Source organism: Sphingomonas sp. SRS2 (genome assembly GCF_000971055.1).
In the GTDB taxonomy this organism is placed as follows: Bacteria; Pseudomonadota; Alphaproteobacteria; order Sphingomonadales; family Sphingomonadaceae; genus Rhizorhabdus.
The window spans coordinates 31,071-53,134 of sequence record NZ_LARW01000102.1; the positions used below are offsets into that span (position 1 = coordinate 31,071).

Here is a 22,064-nt window from a genome sequence, read left to right on the forward strand (position 1 = left end):
AGCCAGATCGAAATCCGTGCCGATGGCGCGGTGGGGGAAATCCTATTCGCCCGGCCCGACCGGCGAAATGCATTGTCGATCGCCATGCAGGCCGAGATCATTGCCTGTCTGGCGGACTGGGCCGAAGATGATTCGATCCGATGCGTGAGCATGCGCGGGCAGGGAGTCTTTTCAAGCGGCCTTGACCGGAACGAAATATTGGCAGCCGAGACACGCGAGGCCGCGGTCGCGAGCTCCAAGGCGCTGCACCGCGCCGTCGCCCATTTCCGCAAGCCCCTCATCGCGGGCATCGCGGGCTACGCCCTCGCCACGGCCTTCGATATTGCCGTCCTGTGCGATCTGCGGGTGATGGCGAGCGACGCCGTGCTGGGCAAACCGGAGCTCAGCCTGGGAGGCGCGCCGCTGGTTATGCCGCTTCGATGGATCGTAGGCGACGGGCACGCCCGCGACCTGGCGTTAACCGGCCGCCGCGTCGGCGCGGATGAGGCTCTGCGGATCGGGCTGGTCAATCATGTGGTGGAACCGGATCAGCTGGCGGTCGCGACGCGCGCGCTGGCTGACGATATTGCCGCGGCGCCGCTCGATGCATTGTGCATGACCAAGCAGTTCTTCATCGACCAGCCCGCGCCGGAATCCTGGCTTCCGATGGAGCATGATGCCGTGTTCGACCGCAACCTGGGCGTAAGGCCGCAATATTCCGCCGGCAAGAAAGTGCGGACATGATGCCGCTTTCCCGGTGCAGCGCGGCACCCGCGGTGATTGCCGGTCCGGAGATGCTGAGCGGAACCCCCGATATCACCGACATCGACGTCGGGACGATCCCCCGCGTCGCCTTGCGCGCCCGCACGCGCTTCGGAGCCGAGTTCGCGCTGGTAGAAGGAACGCGGTCGTGGACGTTCGCGGAATATGTCGATGCCGCGCTGGCCGTGGCGGCGGGACTGATCTGCGCAGGCGTGCAACGAGGCGACCGGGTCGCGACCTGGGCACCCAACACGGCGGAACATGCCATTGTCACGCTGGGCATTCACTGCGCAGGCGCCGTTCTCGTACCGCTCAATACGCGCTTCAAGGGCCGTGAGGCCGCCGATCTGCTGCGGCGAAGTGGTGCGCAGATCCTGTTTACGGTCGAGACGTTTCTCGGAATCCGCTTTGGCGATATGCTGCAGGCCGCTCGGGCCGAGGATGCCGCGTGCCTGCCGCTGCCGCCGCGCATGGTGCCGATCGAACCCGACAGCGATGGCTGGCACGCGTTCCTGGCCGCAGGGGCTGCTGACCGGATCAAAGCCGAGCGACGCGCCGAGGATGTGGCGCCCGACGATATCGCGACGATCATCTTCACGTCGGGTACGACGGGCCGCCCGAAAGGCGTCATGCTGAGCCATGTCGCGCTCGTAACCGGATATTGGCAATGGAGCAGCCGCACGGGCATGCAACATGGCGACAAATGCCTCGCCTCCAACCCCTTTTGCCATGTCATGGGATTGAAGGCGGGCCTGCTGAGCGCGCTTGAGCACGGCGCAACGATATACCCCATGGCACTGTTCGATCCCGGCCATGTTCTGGACCTGATCGAGGCCGAAGGGATCACCTATCTCACCGGGCCGCCCGCGATCTTCCAGATGCTGCTCGGTACGCGCGACCTTGAACAGCGCAAACTGGACTCGCTGCGAGGTGCGGTTGTTGGCGGCAGCAACATATCAAGGCAGCTCATCACAGATATGTTCGGACGACTGGGGCTTGCACAGGTTGCGACCTGCTATGGGCTGACCGAAAGTTGCGCGCTGGTGACGGCGACCAGGGCCGAGGATTCCGTTGAGATCATCGCGGGCACGTCAGGCTCGCCGCTCCCTCATGTGAAGCTGGAAATCCGCGACAGCGAAGGTGTCGCGATGAGCTCGGGCGAAACCGGTGAGATCATGGTTCGCAGCCCCTATCACATGAAGGGCTATCTCGATGACGCCGCGGCGACGGGCGAAGCGATCGATGCGGCTGGCTGGCTGGCCACCGGCGATCTCGGCGCGATCGATCCGGCCGGTAATCTGGTGGTGCGTGGCCGCAAGAAGGAGATGTTGATCGTCGGCGGCTTCAATGTGTACGCAGCGGAGGTGGAGGCGGCACTGCTCGAACATCCCGACATCCGGCTCGCAGCCGTGATCGGCGTGCCCGATGCTCGTCTCGGCGAAGTGCCCAAGGCTTTTGTCGTGCCGGTCGATGCCGTGGTGCTGGACCCCGCCGCCGTCCTGCAATGGATAGGATCGCGGATTGCCAACTATAAGGCGCCGCGCTTCATCGAGATACGCGCCAGCCTGCCGCTTAACAGCACCGGCAAGGTGATGAAGATGGAGCTCGAGCGCCAAGACCGCGCCCTATGATCATATTGATGTGATAGCGGAGCGCGGCAGTCTATCGCCGCGCTTCCGCCTGCAGAAGCGCGTGATAGCGATCAAGATGATAGTCGCTGGACCCGAAGCTGCGTTCGATCACCAGCGCGCGCCGGAAATAAAGGCTGATCGGCGCCTCGTCGGTGACGCCCATCGCCCCGTGCAGCTGGACAGCATTTTCGCCGACGAAGCGGCAGGCTTCACCCACCTGTATCTTCGCTGCGGAAACAGCCTTCGAGCGCGCTGCGGGATCGTCGAGCAAGGTGGCCGCCTGCCGACTGGCCGCGCAGGCCAGCTCAACCTGAACCGCCATATCGACGATGCGGTGCCGCAGCACCTGGAAGGCCGACAAGGGTTTGCCGAATTGAACCCGGTTACGCAGATGATCGATCGTCAGCTCGAGCATCTGGCGCAATATGCCACAGGCCTCACCACAGACCGCCGCGGTCGCCTCATCGAGCGCGGGCATGAGGATATCATAGCCGCTGCCATCGCTGATCCTGTTGTCGGCCGAGACGAGCACATCCTCCAGCAGCAGTTCCGATGCGCAGCCGCCATCGATCAGCCGATAGTCGCGGCGTGAAAGCCCCTGCGCATCGCGCGGTACCAGGAACAGCGAGATTCCATCTTTGTCCAGCGGGCCACCCGCGGTGCGGGCAGAGACAATGAACCAGTCGGCCCAGGGCGCGTCGGCGACGACGGCCTTGTGGCCATCCAGACGATAGCTATCGCCCTCGCCGCGCGCCCGGGCTTCCACGTTCCACGGGATATAGCGCGATTGCGGCTCCGCGTGCGCGATCGTCAGAATGGCATGGCCGGCCACGATCGCCGAGATCAGTTCGGCCGCCAGCGGTGAATCCCATCGCTTGAGAATGCCACCCGCTGCCACCACGGTATGGAGAAACGGCTGCAGGGCGAGGCCCCGGCCGAATTCCTCCATCAGGATGAGCATTTCCATCCCGCCGCCGCCCAGGCCACCGATATCTTCATCGAAGCTGGCGCCGAGTATGCCGAGTTCATCGGCCATGCCTTGCCAGGCGGCCCGGTCGAACGCTCCCTCCGGATTTTGCGCCTTGCGCCGATGGGCGATCGGAAAGCGGTCCGCGACATAACGTCCGACGACGTCACGCAGCATCTGCTGCTCCTCGGTAAGGATAAAGCCCATGGCTATTCGATCGGATCCATCAGGTTGAGGCAAAGGGTAGCAAGGTGCGGATGATCGATACCATGGCGTCCGCCTGGCCGGCATCCGCCTCTAATAGGGCCGATTGAAAATCGGTGAGCGCGGAGCGATGCGTGGTTTCGACGACACCGATATTGTCGCGGCTGGACGGGAGGTCGGCCATCGCGCCCGGCCCCAGCGCTTCCAGTTTCAATGCCGCCAGTTCGCTTGCGAGGCGCGCGCCGGTCATCGCCGCGGCTGCCTGCCCGAGTACGCTGTCGTGCCAGAATTCGGGACGAAGCGTCTCAATGGTTGCAGCGATCCGCGACAATCTTATCCCGAAAGATGAGCTGTCATTAAGATTGCTGCCTTGGCCGTCAGATGTCTTGCGCGCAAGCTCACGCACAGTTCCGATCGACTCAACGATGTCTTGCCAAATAAATGTCATGACCGCGCCTTGCTTAAGTGCGCTCTTCAAACTGTGCGATACTTTCGTGCAGCTCCGTCATTAGAAAGGATTCGCTCTCGGTCGCAAGCGCAAATGGCATCACCTGCCGGATAGCCTGTATGAGGTGCAGATTAAGAGCGCGCTTCGTATCCTGGATCGCCTGACGCGGTTGCTTGGCGAGGCGGCGCGCGAAGTTCATCGCTTCTTCCATCAACTGCTCGGGCGGAACCACACGATTGGCGAGGCCGAGCGCCAGAGCGTCTGCCGCGGGGATTCGCTCGCCTGTAAGGAGATATTCCTTCGCGCGCAGCAGGCTCATCATCAACGGCCAGGACGCCACCGGCCCGTCGCCCGCCACCAGGCCGAGCGAGACGTGCGGATCAACCAGAAATGCCTTTTCCGACATGATGACGATATCGCACAGCGATACGACCGAGCAGCCGAGCCCGGCCGCCGCGCCGTTGACCGCCGCGATGACGGGCAGATGCGAACTTGCCATCGCTTCGGCAAGCCGCTGCGCCTCGCGCATGTTGAAGCGCCGCACCTCACGATCGTCTATCCCTGTCCGAAAGGTCGGAATGTCGCCGCCCGCGCTGAATGCGCGGCCGGCACCTGTGATAATCACCACCGCGGCGTCCCGATCGCGGCCCAGCTCGCGCCATATGTCCGCGAGCGCGTCGGAGATTTTCGGGTTCACAGCGTTGCGGACCTCGGGCCGATTGAGCGTCACGATGCGGATCGGGCCATCCGACTCGACCAAAACCTCTGGTGCGAACTGTTGATAGTCTGGCTTTCGCCCCAGAATCGTGTCCATTGTCCCTCCGGCGATGCGCTGCCGCAGAAACCCTCTGCGCAGTCTTGTTACCATGGAGACCTTTACTAAGGTATAAATATCTTTGCAAGGCGGGAGGCGTCCATTATGCCTTGCCCATGGGATTGGCGGTAAGATGAAAGGTGGGCACGTGGATCTGACCCGGGACGAGCTCGAAGATTTTCGGCAGGATGTGCGGGCCTTTATCGCGGGCGCGTTCGACGAGGTGATGCGACAGGAGGCCGCTCGCCAGTCCGGCCTGTTCGCCGAGGAGCCTCTTGCCCGCCGCTGGCAGCATGCCCTCCATTCGCGCGGCTGGGTGGCGCCGCATTGGCCCGCGGAATATGGCGGACCTGGCTGGTCCGCGGAACAATGCCGTATATTCGCCGCCGAGTGCGCGCGGGCCGGGACGCCGGCGATCCCGGAGATGGGGCTTTCGCTCTGCGGACCGCTGATCATGCAATATGGAACGGCGGCGCAGAAGCAGTATTTCCTGCCGCGCATCCTGTCTGGCGAGCATTGGTGGTGCCAGGGTTTCTCCGAGCCGGGTGCCGGTTCCGATCTGGCGGCGCTGAAGACGCGCGCGCGCCGCGACGGGGATGATTATATCGTCGACGGCAGCAAGATCTGGACGACCTATGCGCAGGACGCCAACTGGATCTTCACGTTGGTCCGCACCGCGGATATGGCCGACCGTCGGCAGGGGATATCCTTCCTGCTGATACCCATGGACTCGCCCGGAATCTCGATCGGCCCGATCCTGTCGATGTCGGGCGACCACGAGCTTAACCAGGTCTTTTTCGACGGCGTCTCGGTGCCTGCCGCAAATCTGGTTGCTGAAGAGAATGCGGGCTGGGAGGCCGCAAAATATCTGCTCAAATTTGAACGCAGCATCGCGTCGCTCGGCGTGCTGCCATTGCTGTTCGCAATGGAGGATGCAACGCGGGCGGCAGCCGTGGCTCCGTCCGGACATGGCGGCGCGCTGCTCGACGAGCCGACCTTCGGGCGAAAGCTCGCGACGCGTGAGGTCGCGCTCGTCGCGGCGGATGCGGCCTATCGGCATCTGGATCTCGCGCCGAACTCGAGCGACACCGAATGGTCGAAAAGCGCGTCCATCCGGAAATTGCTGTCCAGCCATCGCGCGCAAGACATGACCGAGCTGTCCATCGATCTGGCCGGGCCCTATGCGATAGTGGATCAACGCGATGCGCTGGGCATCGCTGCGACACGGCAGGCGATCGGCCCCGAACAGGCACGCACCGCGATGGCGCGCTATCTCAACCTGCGGGCCGCGACGATCTTTGGCGGATCAGCCGAAATCCAGCATGAGATCATTGCGCGGGCTCTGGAGCTTTGAACTTGCCAGCTCATATTTTCGGGTCGTCGATCATCTCACGGCCGAAAATGCTGCGCGCGATGATCATGCGCTGAATCTCGTTCGTACCTTCGTAAATTTCGGAAATCTTGGCGTCGCGATATATCTGCTCGACCTTATAGGTGGAGCTGTCATGTGACAGTTCACGCATGAAGCCATATCCGCCGAAGACCTGAATTCCGTCGCGCGCAATATCCACTGCAAGTTCGGTGCAGTAGCTCTTGGCCATCGCCGCCTCGGGTTCGGGAAAGGCAATGCCGGAATCGAGGCGGATGGCGGCTTTGGTGTATAGCGTGCGTGCGACCTCGATCCGCGTCGCATAATCCGCCATCTTGAATTGCCAGTGCTGGAACTGAGCAAGCGAACGGCCAAAGGCCTTCCGCCGTTTCAGATGCGTGACGGCTTCATCAAACACGGCCTGCGCCATGCCAACGCCGGACGCGGCAATGCCAATCCGCCCGAAGGTGAGCGTGCTCAGCGCGACGTGGAGGCCGCGTCCGGGTTCATCGATCCGGTTGCAATCGGGCACCTCAACGCCATCAAGATAGACATCGGCGGTGAGCTGCCCCTGATTGCCGAGCTTCAGGTCCGGTTTACCGACCCTGACGCCCTTCTGATTCAGTTCGATCACCAGCGTCACCATGCCTTCGTCGCTATTGCACAGGACGACGGCGAAATCGGCGACCGGCGCGTTGCTGATCCAGCGCTTGTGGCCCGTGACACGATAACCGTCGGCGGTGCGCTCGGCACGGGTCTGCAGAGCGCGCTGCGACAGGTCGGTGCTGGCGTCGGGTTCGGTGGTGGCGAAGCTTCCGATTGCGGTACCCGCGATCAGCGGGGCCAGATATTTTCCGTGAATGAAGGCCGAGCCGCGGCGCAATGCATGACCAGCGAGAATGCAGTGCACGTCGTAGACCGCCGCGATGCTGCTGCTGTGATAGGCCAGCTCCTCTATCGTGACCGCCGTTGCGCAACTGGGAAAGGCGAGGCCGCGTCCGCCCAGACTCGTATCGAACGGAATTCTGAACAGGCCTTGCGCGCCCATGTGCGAAAAGACGTCACGCGGGAAGGACTCCACCGATTCAGGTTCATGCGCGATCGCATGCGCGCGCGGCGCGACGCGGGCGTCGGCAAATGCGCGCACTTCGGCCCGCACCGCCTGTGCTTCCGGCGGCAGCAGCAGCTCGTGATAGAGCTGGTCCTGATAGCGGGGCGTGCTTGCGACGGCGCCGTTGCTCATGCAATCGCGCCCTCCTGCTCAGGCGCGCTTGAAGGCCGAGGATATATCGCGTCGTTGAACGGCGTCACTTTGGTGGGCGAACGGGCAAATGCCTCGTCAGGCACGAAGAAATCGCCAACCAGCGTGATCGAGGGGTCGTGCGCATAATCGCTGAAATCGGTTATGCCTTCAGCCCGCAGCACTTCCTCGTCGATCAGAAACTGGCCCGTGAAGTGCCGCGCAGTCTTGTTGAGAACGATATAGGCTGCGTCGGCGACGATTTCAGGCTTTCGGCTTGCCGCGACCATCTCGGGCCCGCCAAGCACATTTTGTACCGCCGCGGTGTCGATCGCGGTCAGCGGCCAAAGCGAGTTGACGGCAATACCGGCTTCGGCGAACTCGGTGGCCATGCCGAGCGTGCACATCGACATGCCGAATTTCGCCATCGTGTAGGCGACATTCGGCGCAAACCATTTGGCGCTCATGTCGAGCGGCGGAGACAGGTTTAGAATGTGCGGATTGGCGGCCTTGCGCAAATGGGGAATCGCGGCCTGCGAGCAGAGAAACGTCCCGCGCGAATTGATCGCGTGCATCAGGTCGTACCGCTTCATGTCGGTCGCGAGCGTGCTGGTGAGCGATATCGCACTCGCATTGTTCACGCAGACGTCGATGCCGCCAAACTCCTGAGCGGCACGATCGAATGCGGCATGCACCTGTTCCTCGTATCGAATATCGCAGACCAGCGGCAGGGCGTTGCCGCCGGCCGCGCGGATGGCGTCGGCAGCCGTATAGATCGTTCCCGACAGCTTCGGATTGGGTTCGGCCGTTTTGGCCAGGATCACGATGTTGGCGCCATCCGCGGCTGCCCGCAGCGCGATGGACAGGCCGATGCCGCGGCTGGCACCGGTTATTAACACGGTCTTTCCTTTGAGGCTCATCAATATTCTCCCAGTTTGGCAAAAGGCAGACAGAAGCTGTGGACGCGGTCAGGCTGCGTCCAAAGGCTCGGAAAATTGCTGCCGCAAGAGCGGTTTGTTGATCTTGCCGCTCGGCAGGATCGGCATCTGATCGACGAAGATATATTTACGCGGCCGCTTGTAGCCGGCGATCAGCGACACGCAGTGCGCGTCGAGTTCTTCGGTGCTGGCGCGCTGGCCGGCGCGCAACTGGACCACCGCGCAGACCGTTTCGACCCAATGGGCATGCGGAACGCCGATCACAGCCACCGTTTGCACGGCGGCATGCGCGCTCAACGCCTCCTCCACCTCGCGTGAATAGATATTCTCGCCGCCGGAGACGATCATGTCCTTCTTGCGATCGACCAGATAGACATAGTCGTCGGTGTCCATCCGGCCAATGTCACCGGTATGCAGCCAGCCGCCGGCAAAGGCCGAGAGCGTTGCGGGCTCGTTGTTCCAGTAGCCGCGCATGACGCACGGTCCCCGCAGGCAGATCTCGCCCACCCCGCCAGGAGGCAGCGCGCGGTTTTCATCATCGCGGATCGAGATTTCGCTGCCGATATATGCATGGCCCACCGATGCGAGCCGCTGTTGACGCTCGGGGCTGTCCGACAGGATGTGATCGAGCTTGGGCAGGATCGTGCCGATGCCCTCGGTCTGGCCGTACATCTGCGCGAAAATCGGCCCGAATTTCTCGATCGAGCGTCGTAGCAACGGCACGGGCATCGGTGCCGCCGTGTACAGGACCGTGTGCAGGCTGCTGACATCATGAGCCCCGCAGGCGGGGCTGTCGAGCAGCGCCTGTATCATCGTGGGCGCGACATGGGTCGCCGTCACGCGCTCTGCTTCGATCGTGGCCAGGATATGCTCGGGTTCGAATTTGCGATGGACGGTCACCGTTCCGCCAACCCACTGCTGCCCCAGCCCGATCGTCTTCGCACCGATATGAAAGAGCGGCATGAGCAGCAGCGTGCGATCGCTCGAGGTCAACCCCATGATCGACGAAAAATTCTCCGCGGTCGCGACCTCGGCCGCGTGATCGAGCATGCACCCCTTGGGCCGACCGGTGGTGCCGCTGGTGTAGATCAGATAGGCCAGGTCGTCCGGACGGGGCGGATCAAGCGGCGGCGGCATGTCGCCGGCTTCGCCGATCCAGCGATCCCAGGACATCGCCCATTCGGGCGCATGGCCTATCGCCACCAGGGTCATATTCCCCAGCTCGCCACGGATCGCATCGACCTGAGGGGTGAATTCATCCTCGAAGATCAATATTGCTGCGCCGCAATCCTGCAGCACGAACAGCATTTCGCGCGGGGCAAGGCGGAAATTCACGGTGGCGGCAATGAAGGCATAAGCCTCGCACGCACCATAGCTCAGGCTGAATTCGAGCGAGTTCATGGACAGAATAGCCACCCGGTCCTGTGGCCGAACGCCGGAACGATAAAGCGCCGCGCCGATGCGGTGCGAACTGCTCAGGAACGCGCCATGCGTGACGCTCCGCTCCCCGAAGACAAAAGCGGGATGATCGGGATGCCATCGCGCGTTGCGTTCCGCCATGGCGCGCAACGTGCGCGGCTGGGTAGAGCCTAACACGGCCATCAGATCAGTTTTCCGCGGATATATTTGGGCCTGACCGCGACGTCGCGATCGCAGACGACATCATGTTCGGGGATGAGCCAGCTTTCCGGATCGGGGGTAGCCAGAAAAAATCCCTTGGCCATGATGATGGCGTCGAGCGGCGCCGCCGCTATCTCCCTGGCGGTGGCGAGCGCTGCATCCGCCAGTTCGTGCGGCGGCACGACGCGGGTCACGAAGCCGATCGAAAAAGCCTCCTCCGTGCTGAGCAATCGTCCGGTCAGCGACAGGTCTCGCGCCCAGCCGTCGCCGACGATCCATCGCAGCGGTGTAACGACCGGGGCTGCACCGAGCCGAATTTCGGGTTTTCCCATTTGCGCTCCCGTGGCGGCGATGCGGATGTCGCACATGGCGGCGATATCGAACGCAGTCGCCAAGGCATAGCCCTCGATCGCCGCCACGATCGGCTTGGGGAAGGTGGCGATGCACCGATGAAGATCCTTGGAGCTGGCGATGGCCAGCGGCCGTTTTTCCGGGTCGAAAAGCTCCTTGCGGTCGAGCCCGCTGGAGAAGACGGCCTCGCCGCGCAGCACGACCGCGCGGACATCGTCATCCTGCGCCCATCGGGCCAGCCATTCCATCAATGTCGCCTGCATGCCGATCGACAAAGCGTTGCGCTGCTTTGGGCGATTAAGGATCAGCTCCCCCACGCCGTCCTCGCAGCGGGCGACGATATCGGTCGAACTCATTCTGTGGATTCCTTCGTTCTGGTCCGCGCGACGGCCCGCGCATGTCCGTTTACACCCCCCAATTCCGCGGCCAGCAGGCGCAAGCGCATCGTCCAGCGGTGAAGCGGATATTCCTTCGTGTAGCCGATGGCCCCGTGCATCTGATGCGCCTCGCGAAATATGGCGAGCGCCGCTTTCGCGGCCATTGTGACGGCCGCGGCGGCAAGTTGCCGGTCGGCCGTATGCCACGCAGCTTCATAGGTCAGGTAGCGGGCGCTCTCGATCTGCACGGCGAGCCGCGCGGCGCGATGCTGCACGGCCTGATGCGCGCCAATCGGGCTGTGGAACTGCTTGCGATCCTTGATGTAGGCCAGCGTCTGGTCAAATGCCGCCGATGCCGTGCCGACAATCTCCGCGGCCAGCGCCAGCCGCCAGCGACTGAGGCAGTCTTCCGCCGTAGCGGACAGGGGGCGGCCCCCGGTCCCGATGGCGACATAGGCGCCGGGATACCCCCAGCCGGCGCCGGCATCGCGAATGTCGCAGAGCCGGCGATCGACGATCGAAACGCTATTGCGCCGGGCATCGATGACGAGGAAGCAGCTAGCCTCATTTCCGAATCTGACAAAGCCCGGGAAATCGACGCTCACCGGCGCTATCGGCCACTCCGTGATGCCGAGCATCGGCCATAGGATCGTGCGCCACGCGATTGGCGCAACATCGAGTTCGCGGGCAGCCAGTTCGGTGAGCAACGCGGCGTCGAGAAAGGAGCCGCCCTCGGTTGCTACGTCGAGAAAGCCACCCTCCAGCAAGCGATCTTCGAGGTCGCGTGCATAGGCTGGCGCATCATGCGCTGCCTCGGTGAGCGGGCGTCGCCTGCGTTGCAGCAGGGTGCCCACCGAATCCAGCAGGGAGATCTGAAATTCGCTGAGCGCAAGATCCATCAGCGGACTTTCGGCAATGCGAGCAGCCGATGCGCGATCAGGCCCAGATTGACTTCGATCGACCCGGCGGCGTGACCGGCCGGCAGCGAAGCCCGGACCGCTTCGTCAGCAACGGAATCCATCCGGAAGGCATCGGGCGAGAAATCAAGCAGCGCATCCGCCGCGTCCTGCTCGGCCCACACTGTCGCAAGCCTCGCTACATTGCCTTCCGGACCTGGCGGCACCGATTTGGCACGAGCATCGACCACCCGATAATTTAGCGAGCGCGCCGCCAGGCATGCGGCCATAGCCTGGCCGACCGTTGAGGCCATATCATCCGACACCGTATCGGCGTTGTCGTATAGTGCGTTGAGGAGGCGGAGCCCTCGCGCGTAACGCGGCAGGCCGATCCGCTCGAAGGCGAGTGCATCGAGCGCGACCTTCCAGCCGTCATTTTCGGTTCCCAGCAGGCTGGAGTCGGGCACGCGGACATCATCGAAGAAAAGCTCGCAGAAACCGTGTTCTCCGCCCGCGACACCAATCACGTTCGGGATCGGCCTGATCGATAGGCCCGCGACATCCATGGGCATCAACAATATGCTGAGCCCCGCGCGCCCGGTCGACTGAGGGTCTGTCCGTACGAGCAGGAAACAATAATCTGCGGTCAGCGCATAGCTGGTCCATGTCTTCTGGCCATTGATGACATATTGATCGTCATCGCGGATCGCCCGGGTGGACAGAGCCGCAAGATCAGAGCCGGCATCAGGTTCGGAAAAGCCCTGGCAAAATTGCAGGAGGCCGTTTGCGATACCGTTGAGGAAATAGTCTTTCTGGGCGTTGGTGCCATATCGCATGATCGCCGGCCCGACCCAATTGACCCCCATATATTGCTGCCCGCGCGGCTCCCCGCGCGCGAACAATATTTCGGTGAGCGCGAATAATTCCCACGATCCCGCATCGCGGCCGCCATATGCCTTGGGCCAATGCGGCGTAAGGTAGCCGCGTTCGGCAAGCGCCGGCCCAAAGGTGCGGCAGAAGCGATAATGTTCCTTGCCAGCGGTCAGCGTGTTCGAACTCAGATTCCACCAGGCCGGCAGATTATGGTCTAGAAAATCGGAAACCTCTGCGCGCAACGAATCTACCTCAGGCGGCCAATCAAACTCCAAGGCATCCTCCCGACTCGTTACCATAGTGATCTTTACCCACATCTCGTTATCAAAACTAGGGAGAAATTCCTCTAGGAGATTGAGCAGACCTAGTTTAAGACTATGGTATCAATCGCAGGAAGCGATGATGACAGGGGAGGATGGAGTGACCGATCAATTGATCCGTTCGGTAAGCGTGGCCGCGCTGGCTGTTGCACTAGGATATTCCACAGGCGCCCTCGCGCAGAATATCGACCCGGCCCACGCCGCCGCCGATGATAGCCAAATTCCGGAAATTGTGGTCACGGCCCAGAAGCGCGAACAAAATATTAATCAGATCGGCATGTCGATCACGGCGTTGAGCGGCGAGGCGCTGGCCCAGCGCGGCGCGCGCGACGTGGGGGACCTCACCAAATCGGTTGCCGGCTTCGGGTTGACTGCCACGGATGCGAATGTCCCAGTCTATACGCTGCGCGGGGTTGGCTTCAACGATTACAGCCTGGGTGCGAGCCCGACGGTAAGCGTCTATCAGGACGAAGTTCCGCTTCCTTTCCCGGCGATGACGGCGGGGCCGTTGCTCGACATCGCGCGGGTCGAGGTTCTCAAGGGCCCGCAGGGCACGTTGTTTGGCCAGAACTCGACGGGCGGCGCGGTCAACATGATCGCGGCGAAGCCCACCGACCGGCCATCTTATGGTGCCAGCCTGCTGTACGGGCGCTTCAACGAGATCGAGGCTGAAGGGTTCGTCAGCGGCCCGCTCGGAAACGGTCTGTCCGGACGTATCGCCGCCCGTTACGAACGGGCCGACGCCTGGCAGCGCAGCATCACCCGCAATGACAAGCTGGGCGAACGTGATCGTGTGGCCGGCCGCATCATCTTGAACTGGGAGCCCTCGTCCACGCTGCGCTTCTCTCTGGTAGCGAATGGCTGGCGCAATGGTGGCGAGACGCAGGCGCCACAAGCCATCGCCATCGCGCCACAGACGCCGGCTCGCATGGTAGCGGAAGTCACCAATTCACCTATCGTGACCGGGAACAACCGGATCGCGGATTGGGATCCCAACCGGGATTTCTACCGGGATGACCGCTTTTACGGGATATCGCTGCGAACCGATTATGACCTGAATGATGCGTTCACGCTGACGGCGTTGACCTCTTATTCTGATTTGACCACCGAGTCGGTGAATGACCGCGACGGGCTTGCGTCGCGCAACAATATGTACGTGGTCGATGGCAAGGCCACCGCGTGGAATGCGGAATTGCGCGTCACCGGCAAGATCGGTGATGCGGGGACGGTGATAGCCGGCGGCAACTATGAATTTGCCAAGACCGACGATCGCCAGATCGTGGAGGACCCCACCGCGTCCAACGCGCAGAGCATCTTCGGCGTCGCGATGCCGCAACTTGGCAATTATACCCGGCAGAAGATCAAGACCGTCGCGGCATTTGCGAGCGCAGACTGGAAGTTGCTTCCGACGCTGACGCTGACGACGGGGGGGCGTTACACATCGACCAACCGCGATTCGCGGGGCTGTAATTTCGACGTGGGCGATGGCGGCGCCGCGCGCGCCTTCTCGGCGATCAGCAATTTCTTTCGGCCGGGACTCGGCCTGCCTCTCATCCCGCTTTCGACATTTCAGAATGCAGAATGCGTCCTGCTGGACGCCCGATTTGCGCCAGCACCGGCGATCGCGACGCTGAAGGAAAACAACCTCTCCTGGCGTGGCGCATTGCAGTGGCAGGCCACCTCGGGAATGCTGCTCTACGCATCGATTAGCAGGGGCTATAAATCAGGCAACTTTCCCACGGTTTCGGCCAGCACGGCCCGGCAATATGCGCCGGTCGTCCAGGAAAAGCTGCAGGCCTATGAAGCGGGCATCAAGCTCTCGGCGCTGGACCGCCGACTGCAGTTCAATGCCGCTGGCTATTATTATGATTACACGAACAAGCAGGTTCGCGGTCGCATCAGCGATCCGGTTTTCGGTTCGCTCCAGGCCCTGGTCAACATTCCGAAATCGCATGTGAAGGGCGCGGATATTGAAATTGTCGCCAGACCGAGCTCGCGGCTGACCTTCACCGCAAATTATGCGTATAATGACAGCAAGATTGATCGATATATCGGATTTGACCCGTTCAGCCGATCGACCAACTTTAAAGGTTTTGAATTCCCGTTCGCGCCGAAACATGCCGTCAACGTGGATCTCGATTACCGTATGCCGGTTACGGACGACTTGACGCTGACCGGCGGAGCGGCGCTGTCGGTGCGATCGGACACCACCGCCTATGTCGGCAACCTGCCGCAATTCAATATCGAAGGATATCCGCTGGTGGATCTGCGTGCCGGGATCGAGAGCGCTGATCATGGCTGGCGGGCAGGCCTATGGGCGAGAAATATTTTCAACCAATATTATTGGACGAATGTGTTCCGGGGGACCGATACGATCAGCCGCCTCACGGGCAAGCCGGCGAGCTATGGATTGACGGTCGGCTTCCGATATTGACGGGTCGGCCATGGTTGGGGACAGGAGGCGAAAGGAAGCCGTTTCGCCTCCTGCTCCGGCAAGCGACGGGATCGATTGTGACGTGACCCTTGGCAAAGCCAGCCTTCAACGATAGGCCATAATGCATGCCGTCCGCCAAATCTTCGCGCCCACCAACTGAGCAGGATGCCGGATCCACGGGATCGCTGCAACAATCGCGCAAATTGGCAATTACCATGCGCGAACTTGCATTGCGCTATCTTCGCTGGATGGACGATGGCGCCGTCGATGGGCGGACCTATCCCCGGCTTCGCGTTCTGGAAGAGGTTCATTGCCGAGGGCCGCGGATCCAGCGCGAACTGGCGCAGCAGACCGGGATCAGTTCGCGCAACATGACCCAGATCATCGACTCGCTTGAAGCCGAGGGCATTGTTGCCCGGCGGCCTCATCCGACTGACCGACGCGCTACGCTGATCGAATTGACCGGGGAGGGATGGCGGATCGCGGATACCGAGCTGGAGCCGCGAGTCGACGAGATCGCCAGCATTTTCCAGGAGTTGAAACCTGAGCAGCGTGAGGCGCTGGCGGAAATTGCAGGGCAACTCGTTGAAACGCTTGCGAAGCGTCGCACAGAGGCGCGCTAAACGGACAGCGAACAGCTTTGTGGGCCGGCCTCCCCTTGGCCGAAAGCGTCGTAATCGGCGACGTCCGCGCTATATTAAGCGCCTTGCCCGCATTTTATCCCGATCGCGTTAACTTTCAGCTTCCGAACCATTAACCCAAGCGGGCCGCCGAACGGTGTACCGAACGGCCGAGGAGATCAACCGTTCAGGCGATCCTTCAACGCCTTGGCCGGCGTGAAGCCGAGCTTCTTCGACGCCGCGATCTGGATCGTCGCACCGGTCGAAGGATTGCGGCCCTCTCGCGCGGCGCTGGCTTTGACCTTGAATTTCCCGAAGCCTGGCAGCGAGATCTCATCACCCGCGGCGGCAGCTTCTGCGATCGCGTCGAAGATACCTTCGATCACAGCTTTGGCTTCGGTCTTGGTCAGGCCGCTGTCGGCAGCGATCTTGGTCACCAGATCGGTTGCATTCATGGTGATCTCATTTGCATTTGGTCTAGGCGTTTGACAGCAGGCTTTCCACGCTGGGCGAGCTTGCATAGCCGGATCGTATTTTGAATATCCCATGATCTTTCTCCTTGGCCGTGATGACCATCGAGAAAACGTGACGCGTCAAGTTTCTGCGGAGAACCGATTCTGACCAAAGTCGGATATTGGCCAGGTCGAGCGTTACGCGGCAACCTGCCGGAAGCTCATCCAATGATGATCCGCGACTTCCCAATCGATATTTTTATCCGTGATCCTCGGGTCGTTACCCGTCCGAACCAAAAAAGATACAGTAACAACCACATAGCCAACTTTACGTAATGGAGCATGGGCCGATTTCCGTCGACTTGAGCGGGATGGAATATCGATCTCTCCAATCTGCAAGTGGCCGCCCAGTTCTCGATTTTGATGGCATTTGGACATTGCGATTCGGCAGATTCGGCTGCTTGCACAGGGATATGCGCGGCGGCGTCGTGCATGTTCAAGGCGGCCTTCTGATCGGCGGCGACAGCAATTTCGTCTATGTTGGTGTTGCCCAGGCAGACAGGACGGAATTAACGGGCTGGCTAGAAATAACGCGTCACCGGGACGATCTGAGCATCGCCTGCCTTTGGGGAACATCGGAAGCTGTTTACAGGCTTGGCCTCGTCGCCGAGGCCATCTCGCCGAACCGAATTGAAGGCCGGCTAACTCGTGTCGGATTTCCGGATAAACACCTCAGCATGTGCCGGCTGTGACCGCTCCTGCGCATGGTGATCGACGGTAATGCCTGTTGTTGTAGCTGAGGTCGCCGTCGTTTCGCAGCTAGAAATGGAAACACAGGCCGCGAGATGCGGTGTTATGGTCGGTCACGGTCCAGGCGCTCACGGCGGCGCGGCGTTAGCGGAGGGCGGTCGTAGCCTGCTCATTCGCGGCCAGCAGCCACGCGATAGGCTTCGCTGCCTTCAACTATGGGCAATTGGGCGTCAGCTCAGCGTCCTGGTCTATTTTGAATAGTCACTATCCAGCGCCGATACCGGTATACTACGGTAGCTAGCAGACTCGTATTCGCAGCCCATCGACCTTATCTCGGCGGCAGTCGATCATGCCTCTCGAAAACATCCCGTTGCCCGTCGTCCATATCGTCGACGAAGATGCCCAGGTCCGAGCCGCCACCAGCTATCTCCTGGCGAGCCACGGCTACTCCCCGCAAAGCTATGCCAGCGGTGCCGACTTGCTCGACAGCGCCTCGTTGGCGCAGGGTTGCATCCTGCTTGATCTGGGCCGGCAGGATCGCAGCGGGCTGGAAATATTGGCCGAGCTTGCCGCGCGTGGCGTGCCCGCACCCGTGATCATGATGAGCGGCTTTGGCGACCTCGGTGCTGCCGTGCGGGCGATCAAGCTGGGCGCCGAGGATTTCCTCGAAAAGCCCTGCCCCGAGCGCGACCTGATCGCCGCGATCGAGCGCGCGCTCGATTCGGGTGCGAAGCACCGCGGCCGGATCGATGGTCATGCAACTGCGGTCGCCATGCTTGCCCGGCTTTCTCCACGCGAGCGGCAGATCCTGCAGGGATTGCTCGCCGGTATGACCAATAAGGAGATCGCTCGTTATCTCGACCTGAGCCCGCGCACCGTCGAGATGCACCGCGCCAGCATGATGGACGATCTGCAGCTCAGTACGTTGGCACAGGCGCTCCGCCTCGCAGTCGATGCGCAGCTCACGCCACTCCAGGGCGATACCCCCCAGGCGCGGCCCTTCCCACCGCGAGTGATGCGACTGGCTGTGCCGAAGCAAAATATTTCCGAACCCATGCCACCAGCGGTGCTCGACATCCTCGAGGGCACGACCGAATGCGTCTTCCTGCTCGATCGAGCCTGGCGTTTCGTTTATCTCAATTCGAATGCGGTAGCGACGATCGCGCGCGGCCGGTCATTGCTCGGCGCCATGATCTGGGAGACGTTTCCGCTCGCCGTCGGCACACGAGCCTGGGAGCAGATGCAAAGAGCCGCGGCAGACCGCCAGTCAGCTCGCTTCAAATTCTTCGAGCCCGATATCGAGTGCTGGTTCGACGTCAATGTGCGTCCGGTCCACAGCGGACTCCAGGTCTTCTTTCGGGACATCACCAGGGAACGCCGAACCCACGCTGCACTCAAGCTCAGTGAGGAAGCGCTACATCTGGCGCTCGATGCCTCGGGGCATGGCGCATGGGACTGGAATATCACCACCGGGGAGGTGAAGATGTCGGAGCGCTTTCTCAAGCGCCTCGGCTACCTACCGACTGACGTCCCCGGGCGCTTCGATGCGGTGCGCGAATTGGTGCATCCCGAAGATCTACCGCGCTTCCAGGAGCAGATCGATGAGCATCTGAAGGGACGCAGCGAGTCCTTCGTGCGAATATCGTCTTCGCCGGCACGACGGAAGCTGGTGCTGGAATTTCGACCAAGGCCGCATCATCGCTCACGATCCGGGATCGGGCATGCCGACGCGGATGGTCGGCACCGCGTGCGACATCACCGATCGCAAGCTCGCGGAGGCCCGTGCCCTCGAAGCCTTTGAACGGCTCGCGCTCGCGCAGGCCAATGCCGGCGCTGGGATTTGGGATCTTGATCTTCGGTCGCGCCGCGTCCGGATGGATAGCCGCAGTATCGCCATGCACGGCCTTCCTGCGGACAACAACGGCGAACTGTCCGAAGCGCAGTGGGAAGCGCGGGTTCACCCTGATGATCTGGCTGCCGTCCACCGCGCAATGGACAGCGCAATCACGACGGGTAGTGTGTATCAGGTGCAGTACCGCACCATCGCCGCGGATGGCCGCTGCCAGTGGGTGCTGGGCTTGGGACGTTTGGTCGCCGCGAACGCCGCTGGCCCCGCACACTTCGTTGGCCTCAATCTCGACATCACGGAGACAAAGGAGGCTGGCTTGGAGCTTGAGCGCGTACGCGCCGAAATGGCAGACCTGTCACGCACGAGAGCTCTTGGACCGCTCGCTGCGACACTTGCGCATGAGCTGAGCCAGCCGCTTACCGCGATCGGAAATTTCGCAGGAGGGCTGCGACGGTCTTTCGAAAAACCTGAGGGTCATGACCTCGGGGCCGTGATACGCGCGATCGAGGGCATAGACCGCAGTGCGTTTCATGCCGGAGAAGTCGTCAGGCGCTTACGCGATCATACCCAGGGTTCGAGCTTCGAACGCCGCATCGAGAGCCTGCGCAGTATGTTCGAGGAAGCGGCCTATCTGTGCGGCGACGCGATGGCAACCAACGGAAGCCTCGATTACCAGATCGATCCCGCTGCCGAGTTTGTGCTCGTCGACCGGGTCCAAATCGAGCAACTACTACTCAACCTGATCCGGAACGCCCGTGAGGCCATGTGCGATAGCGACGCGCCACGCCGTATCATCATTACCGCCGATGGGCGCGGTCTTGCGGCGGCGCTTGCTTTGGGCGCGGAGGGTATCAACATGGGTACGCGCTTTTGCGCGACGATCGAGGCGCCGATCCACGACAATGTCAAACAACTCATCGTTTCGAGCGATGAGCGAGACACCAATTTGATCTTCCGCAGCCTCCACAACACGGCGCGGGTCGGCAAAAACAGCGTATCGGACAAGGTAGTTGAGATATTGGCCAAGCCGGATGCCAGGTTTGAGGACGTTGCCCATCTCGTGCGAGGTGCGCAGGGAAGGGGGCTGCTGGAAACGGGCGATCTGAACGCGGGCCTGTTCTGGGCCGGGCAGGTCCAGGGCCTCATCCACGACATACCATCTTGTGCCGACCTGGTTTCGAAGATTGTGCGTGATGCCGAAATCATAATTCGATCGCGCCTCGCCGATATGGTCGTCCGATGAATTCGGTCCGATCCAAGGGACCGCTCGAAGGTCTCAGGGTGGTCGAGTTCACCAGCATCGGTCCGGGCCCCCATTGTGCCATGCTCCTGTCCGATCTCGGCGCCGAGGTGCTTCGGATCGATCGGCCTAGCGGTAATGGATGGCCAAATCCGATCATGGACCGTGGACGGGCGTTAATAAGGGTCGATATACGGTCTGAGGAGGGCAAGTCGCTTTGTATCGAGGCAACGAACAAAGCAGATGTGCTGATCGAGGGTATGCGCCCGGGCGTGATGGAACGCCTTGGCCTAGGGCCGGATATACTTTTGGGACATAATCCTCGACTGGTTTACGGGCGCATGACCGGCTGGGGCCAGACGGGGCCGCTCTCGAAGTCTGCGGGACACGACATCAACTATGTGGCGTTGACTGGCGCTCTGGCCGCGATGGGCGATCCCGACAGGCCTCCTCGTCCGCCGCTTAATCTCGTCGGCGATTTCGGCGGGGGATCGCTATTCCTGGCATTCGGCATCATGGCGGCGCTGTGGGAGCGCGAGCGGTCGGGCAAAGGACAGGTTGTCGACGCGGCGATCATCGATGGCGTCAATTCCATGATGACGATGTTCGCGGGCTTGATTCCAACGGGCGGTATTTCACTCGACAGGCGAACCAATCTGCTCGGCGGTGCGGCGCATTTTTACCGCTGCTATCGTTGCGCCGATGGGCTGGATATTTCGGTCGGTCCAATCGAGCCGCAGTTCTTCGACAGCTTCATGGCCTTGATCGGGGCATCAGAGGAGTTGCGCGAGCAGCAATCTGAGACGGAAGGATGGGAAGCTAAGGCTGAAGCGCTTTCCGATCTATTCGCCAAACGTCCTCGCGCCGATTGGTGCAGGCTATTTGAGGGAACAGATGCTTGTGTCGCGCCCGTCCTCTCCATGGATGACGTGCCCGACCACCCGCATATGAAGGCGCGTAATAGTTTCGTGAAAATCAACGGCCTTAATCACGCTGCTCCGGCACCGCGTTTTTCCCGGACGCCGGGCGCCATCGCTGAATCGACCGATGGTGTTGCGCTGCTCAGCCGTTGGGGCGTAGCCAGACAACAAATCCCGACGCTCTAGCTAGCAACTGGCGCCACCATCCGGAGGGGCGAACGGAGATACCCCGCATAGCGACTGAACGCCGCCTATCCGTCCTCAAGCCCGAACTTCATGCTCAGACGCTTCCCGACATCGGTGGCACGCCCGGGGGCATAATAGATTTCATGAGCGAGGCCCTGTTTCAGCGCCATTGCGTCGGTATCGAGCAGAAGGCGTTTGTTGCCGCGATGGCTATGTGGCGATCCTTCGCAAATCGATCCGACCAGTTCCGCCAAGGCCGTTTCGAAAAGCGCGTCGGCAACACAGAAATTCGTGAGGCCCATCCGTTCCGCCTGTCGGCCATCATAGCTGCGGCCGGTGAACATCATCTCGCGCGCCTTGTAGGTGCCGACCCGCCTGGGCAGGCGCTGACTCAAGCCCCAGGCCGGGGTCAAACCCCATCGCGCATGGGTGTCGGCGAAACAGGCGGATTCGGATGCGATAATGATGTCGGCGGCCAGAACCAGTTCCAGTCCGCCCGCGAAGCATGCCCCCTGTACCGCCGCGATGACGGGTTGGGGAAGATTTGCGAGCCGTTCAATCGTCTTGGCCTGAAAATGGCGCTTCGGTGGACGCTGGCGATCTTGAACATCCGCTCCGGCAGAGAAGACAGGACCGTTCGCCCGAAGGATCACCAGCCCGATCTGGTCCGCCTCCCTCTCGATTCGGCCGAGGTGATCGTCGAGCTCGACGAATAGGTCGACGTTCAGCGCGTTGCGCTTTTCCGGGCGGTTGAGGGCCAGGGTGACGACATCGTCCTCCTGGCTGCAGATAATCAGTGAATCGGCGCTGGTCATCGCGATCCC

19 protein-coding genes and 2 pseudogenes are annotated in these 22,064 nt (G+C 61.8%); 10 read left to right on the plus strand and 11 right to left on the minus strand.

What is annotated here, in order from left to right; all coding sequences use genetic code 11:
* Positions 1-30 precede the first annotated feature (30 nt).
* Positions 31-723, plus strand: coding sequence for an enoyl-CoA hydratase/isomerase family protein (locus WP12_RS25320; RefSeq protein WP_235399157.1), 693 nt, complete (start codon positions 31-33; stop codon positions 721-723).
* Positions 720-2,372 carry an AMP-binding protein gene (locus WP12_RS15135; protein ID WP_052730415.1) on the plus strand — a complete coding sequence of 551 codons (1,653 nt, stop codon included), beginning with the start codon at positions 720-722 and terminating at the stop codon, positions 2,370-2,372. Before WP12_RS25320 ends, WP12_RS15135 begins: the two co-directional genes overlap by 4 nt.
* Positions 2,373-2,403: 31 nt before the next feature.
* Here the strand turns inward: WP12_RS15135 and WP12_RS15140 are convergent, their stop codons facing one another.
* The 3 genes from WP12_RS15140 to WP12_RS15150 are packed head-to-tail and all read right to left on the minus strand — an operon-like array spanning position 2,404 to position 4,805.
* A complete protein-coding gene (locus WP12_RS15140; protein WP_046194511.1) occupies positions 2,404-3,546 on the minus strand; it encodes an acyl-CoA dehydrogenase family protein in 1,143 nt (380 codons plus the stop codon).
* Positions 3,547-3,565: 19 nt separating this feature from the next.
* On the minus strand, positions 3,566-3,991 hold the full coding sequence (locus WP12_RS15145; RefSeq protein ID WP_046194512.1) for a hypothetical protein: 426 nt from the start codon (positions 3,989-3,991) through the stop codon (positions 3,566-3,568).
* Positions 3,992-4,004: 13 nt separating this feature from the next.
* Entirely contained in the window at positions 4,005-4,805 is an 801-nt protein-coding gene (locus tag WP12_RS15150; RefSeq protein WP_046194513.1) for an enoyl-CoA hydratase/isomerase family protein, read from the minus strand.
* Positions 4,806-4,953: 148 nt separating this feature from the next.
* Between WP12_RS15150 and WP12_RS15155 the strand changes: the two genes are divergently transcribed.
* Positions 4,954-6,159: an acyl-CoA dehydrogenase family protein gene (locus tag WP12_RS15155; protein WP_200894537.1), complete on the plus strand. Its 1,206-nt coding sequence runs from the start codon at positions 4,954-4,956 to the stop codon at positions 6,157-6,159.
* Positions 6,160-6,169: 10 nt separating this feature from the next.
* Here the strand turns inward: WP12_RS15155 and WP12_RS15160 are convergent, their stop codons facing one another.
* From WP12_RS15160 to WP12_RS15185, 6 genes are read right to left on the minus strand one after another with little or no spacing between them, the layout of a single operon-like run.
* Entirely contained in the window at positions 6,170-7,417 is a 1,248-nt protein-coding gene (locus tag WP12_RS15160; protein WP_046194515.1) for an acyl-CoA dehydrogenase family protein, read from the minus strand.
* The gene (locus tag WP12_RS15165) at positions 7,414-8,334 is read right to left on the minus strand and encodes an SDR family oxidoreductase (protein ID WP_046194516.1); all 921 of its coding nucleotides are present in this window, start codon (positions 8,332-8,334) and stop codon (positions 7,414-7,416) included. Before WP12_RS15165 ends, WP12_RS15160 begins: the two co-directional genes overlap by 4 nt.
* Before the next feature lie 48 nt (positions 8,335-8,382).
* Complete coding sequence (locus WP12_RS15170; RefSeq protein ID WP_084691172.1) at positions 8,383-9,954, minus strand: class I adenylate-forming enzyme family protein; 1,572 nt, start codon at positions 9,952-9,954, stop codon at positions 8,383-8,385.
* Positions 9,954-10,679: an enoyl-CoA hydratase/isomerase family protein gene (locus tag WP12_RS15175; RefSeq protein WP_046194517.1), complete on the minus strand. Its 726-nt coding sequence runs from the start codon at positions 10,677-10,679 to the stop codon at positions 9,954-9,956. Before WP12_RS15175 ends, WP12_RS15170 begins: the two co-directional genes overlap by 1 nt.
* On the minus strand, positions 10,676-11,599 hold the full coding sequence (locus WP12_RS23500) for an acyl-CoA dehydrogenase family protein (protein ID WP_052730417.1): 924 nt from the start codon (positions 11,597-11,599) through the stop codon (positions 10,676-10,678). The genes WP12_RS15175 and WP12_RS23500 overlap by 4 nt, the downstream gene beginning before the upstream one ends.
* A complete protein-coding gene (locus tag WP12_RS15185; protein ID WP_052730418.1) occupies positions 11,599-12,711 on the minus strand; it encodes an acyl-CoA dehydrogenase family protein in 1,113 nt (370 codons plus the stop codon). The genes WP12_RS23500 and WP12_RS15185 overlap by 1 nt, the downstream gene beginning before the upstream one ends.
* Between WP12_RS15185 and WP12_RS15190 the strand changes: the two genes are divergently transcribed.
* On the plus strand, positions 12,644-15,223 hold the full coding sequence (locus WP12_RS15190) for a TonB-dependent receptor (RefSeq protein WP_152664020.1): 2,580 nt from the start codon (positions 12,644-12,646) through the stop codon (positions 15,221-15,223). The genes WP12_RS15185 and WP12_RS15190 overlap by 68 nt on opposite strands.
* 215 nt (positions 15,224-15,438) lie before the next feature.
* A complete protein-coding gene (locus WP12_RS15195; RefSeq protein ID WP_052730420.1) occupies positions 15,439-15,846 on the plus strand; it encodes a MarR family winged helix-turn-helix transcriptional regulator in 408 nt (135 codons plus the stop codon).
* Positions 15,847-16,022: 176 nt separating this feature from the next.
* Here WP12_RS15195 and WP12_RS15200 read toward each other — a convergent pair whose 3' ends face one another.
* Positions 16,023-16,298, minus strand: coding sequence for an HU family DNA-binding protein (locus WP12_RS15200; RefSeq protein ID WP_046194519.1), 276 nt, complete (start codon positions 16,296-16,298; stop codon positions 16,023-16,025).
* Positions 16,299-16,768: 470 nt separating this feature from the next.
* Here WP12_RS15200 and WP12_RS15205 point away from each other — a divergent pair, with 470 nt between their 5' ends.
* The 5 genes and pseudogenes from WP12_RS15205 to WP12_RS15220 all read left to right on the plus strand — a co-directional run bounded on the left by WP12_RS15205 (position 16,769) and on the right by WP12_RS15220 (position 21,240).
* Positions 16,769-17,047 carry a hypothetical protein gene (locus WP12_RS15205; protein ID WP_046194520.1) on the plus strand — a complete coding sequence of 93 codons (279 nt, stop codon included), beginning with the start codon at positions 16,769-16,771 and terminating at the stop codon, positions 17,045-17,047.
* Positions 17,048-17,394: 347 nt separating this feature from the next.
* Positions 17,395-18,846: a response regulator gene (locus tag WP12_RS23505; protein ID WP_052730421.1), complete on the plus strand. Its 1,452-nt coding sequence runs from the start codon at positions 17,395-17,397 to the stop codon at positions 18,844-18,846.
* Positions 18,847-18,940: 94 nt separating this feature from the next.
* Positions 18,941-19,165 (plus strand): annotated as a pseudogene (locus WP12_RS25900) (PAS domain-containing protein); the annotation flags it as partial.
* A 534-nt stretch (positions 19,166-19,699) separates the two neighbouring features.
* Positions 19,700-20,137: pseudogene (locus tag WP12_RS25905) on the plus strand (NAD(P)H-dependent flavin oxidoreductase); the annotation flags it as partial.
* Complete coding sequence (locus WP12_RS15220; protein ID WP_046194521.1) at positions 20,134-21,240, plus strand: CaiB/BaiF CoA transferase family protein; 1,107 nt, start codon at positions 20,134-20,136, stop codon at positions 21,238-21,240. The pseudogene WP12_RS25905 and the gene WP12_RS15220, both read left to right, overlap by 4 nt.
* A gap of 65 nt (positions 21,241-21,305) precedes the next feature.
* Here WP12_RS15220 and WP12_RS15225 read toward each other — a convergent pair whose 3' ends face one another.
* The gene (locus WP12_RS15225; protein ID WP_046194522.1) at positions 21,306-22,055 is read right to left on the minus strand and encodes an enoyl-CoA hydratase/isomerase family protein; all 750 of its coding nucleotides are present in this window, start codon (positions 22,053-22,055) and stop codon (positions 21,306-21,308) included.
* Positions 22,056-22,064: the final 9 nt, after the last annotated feature.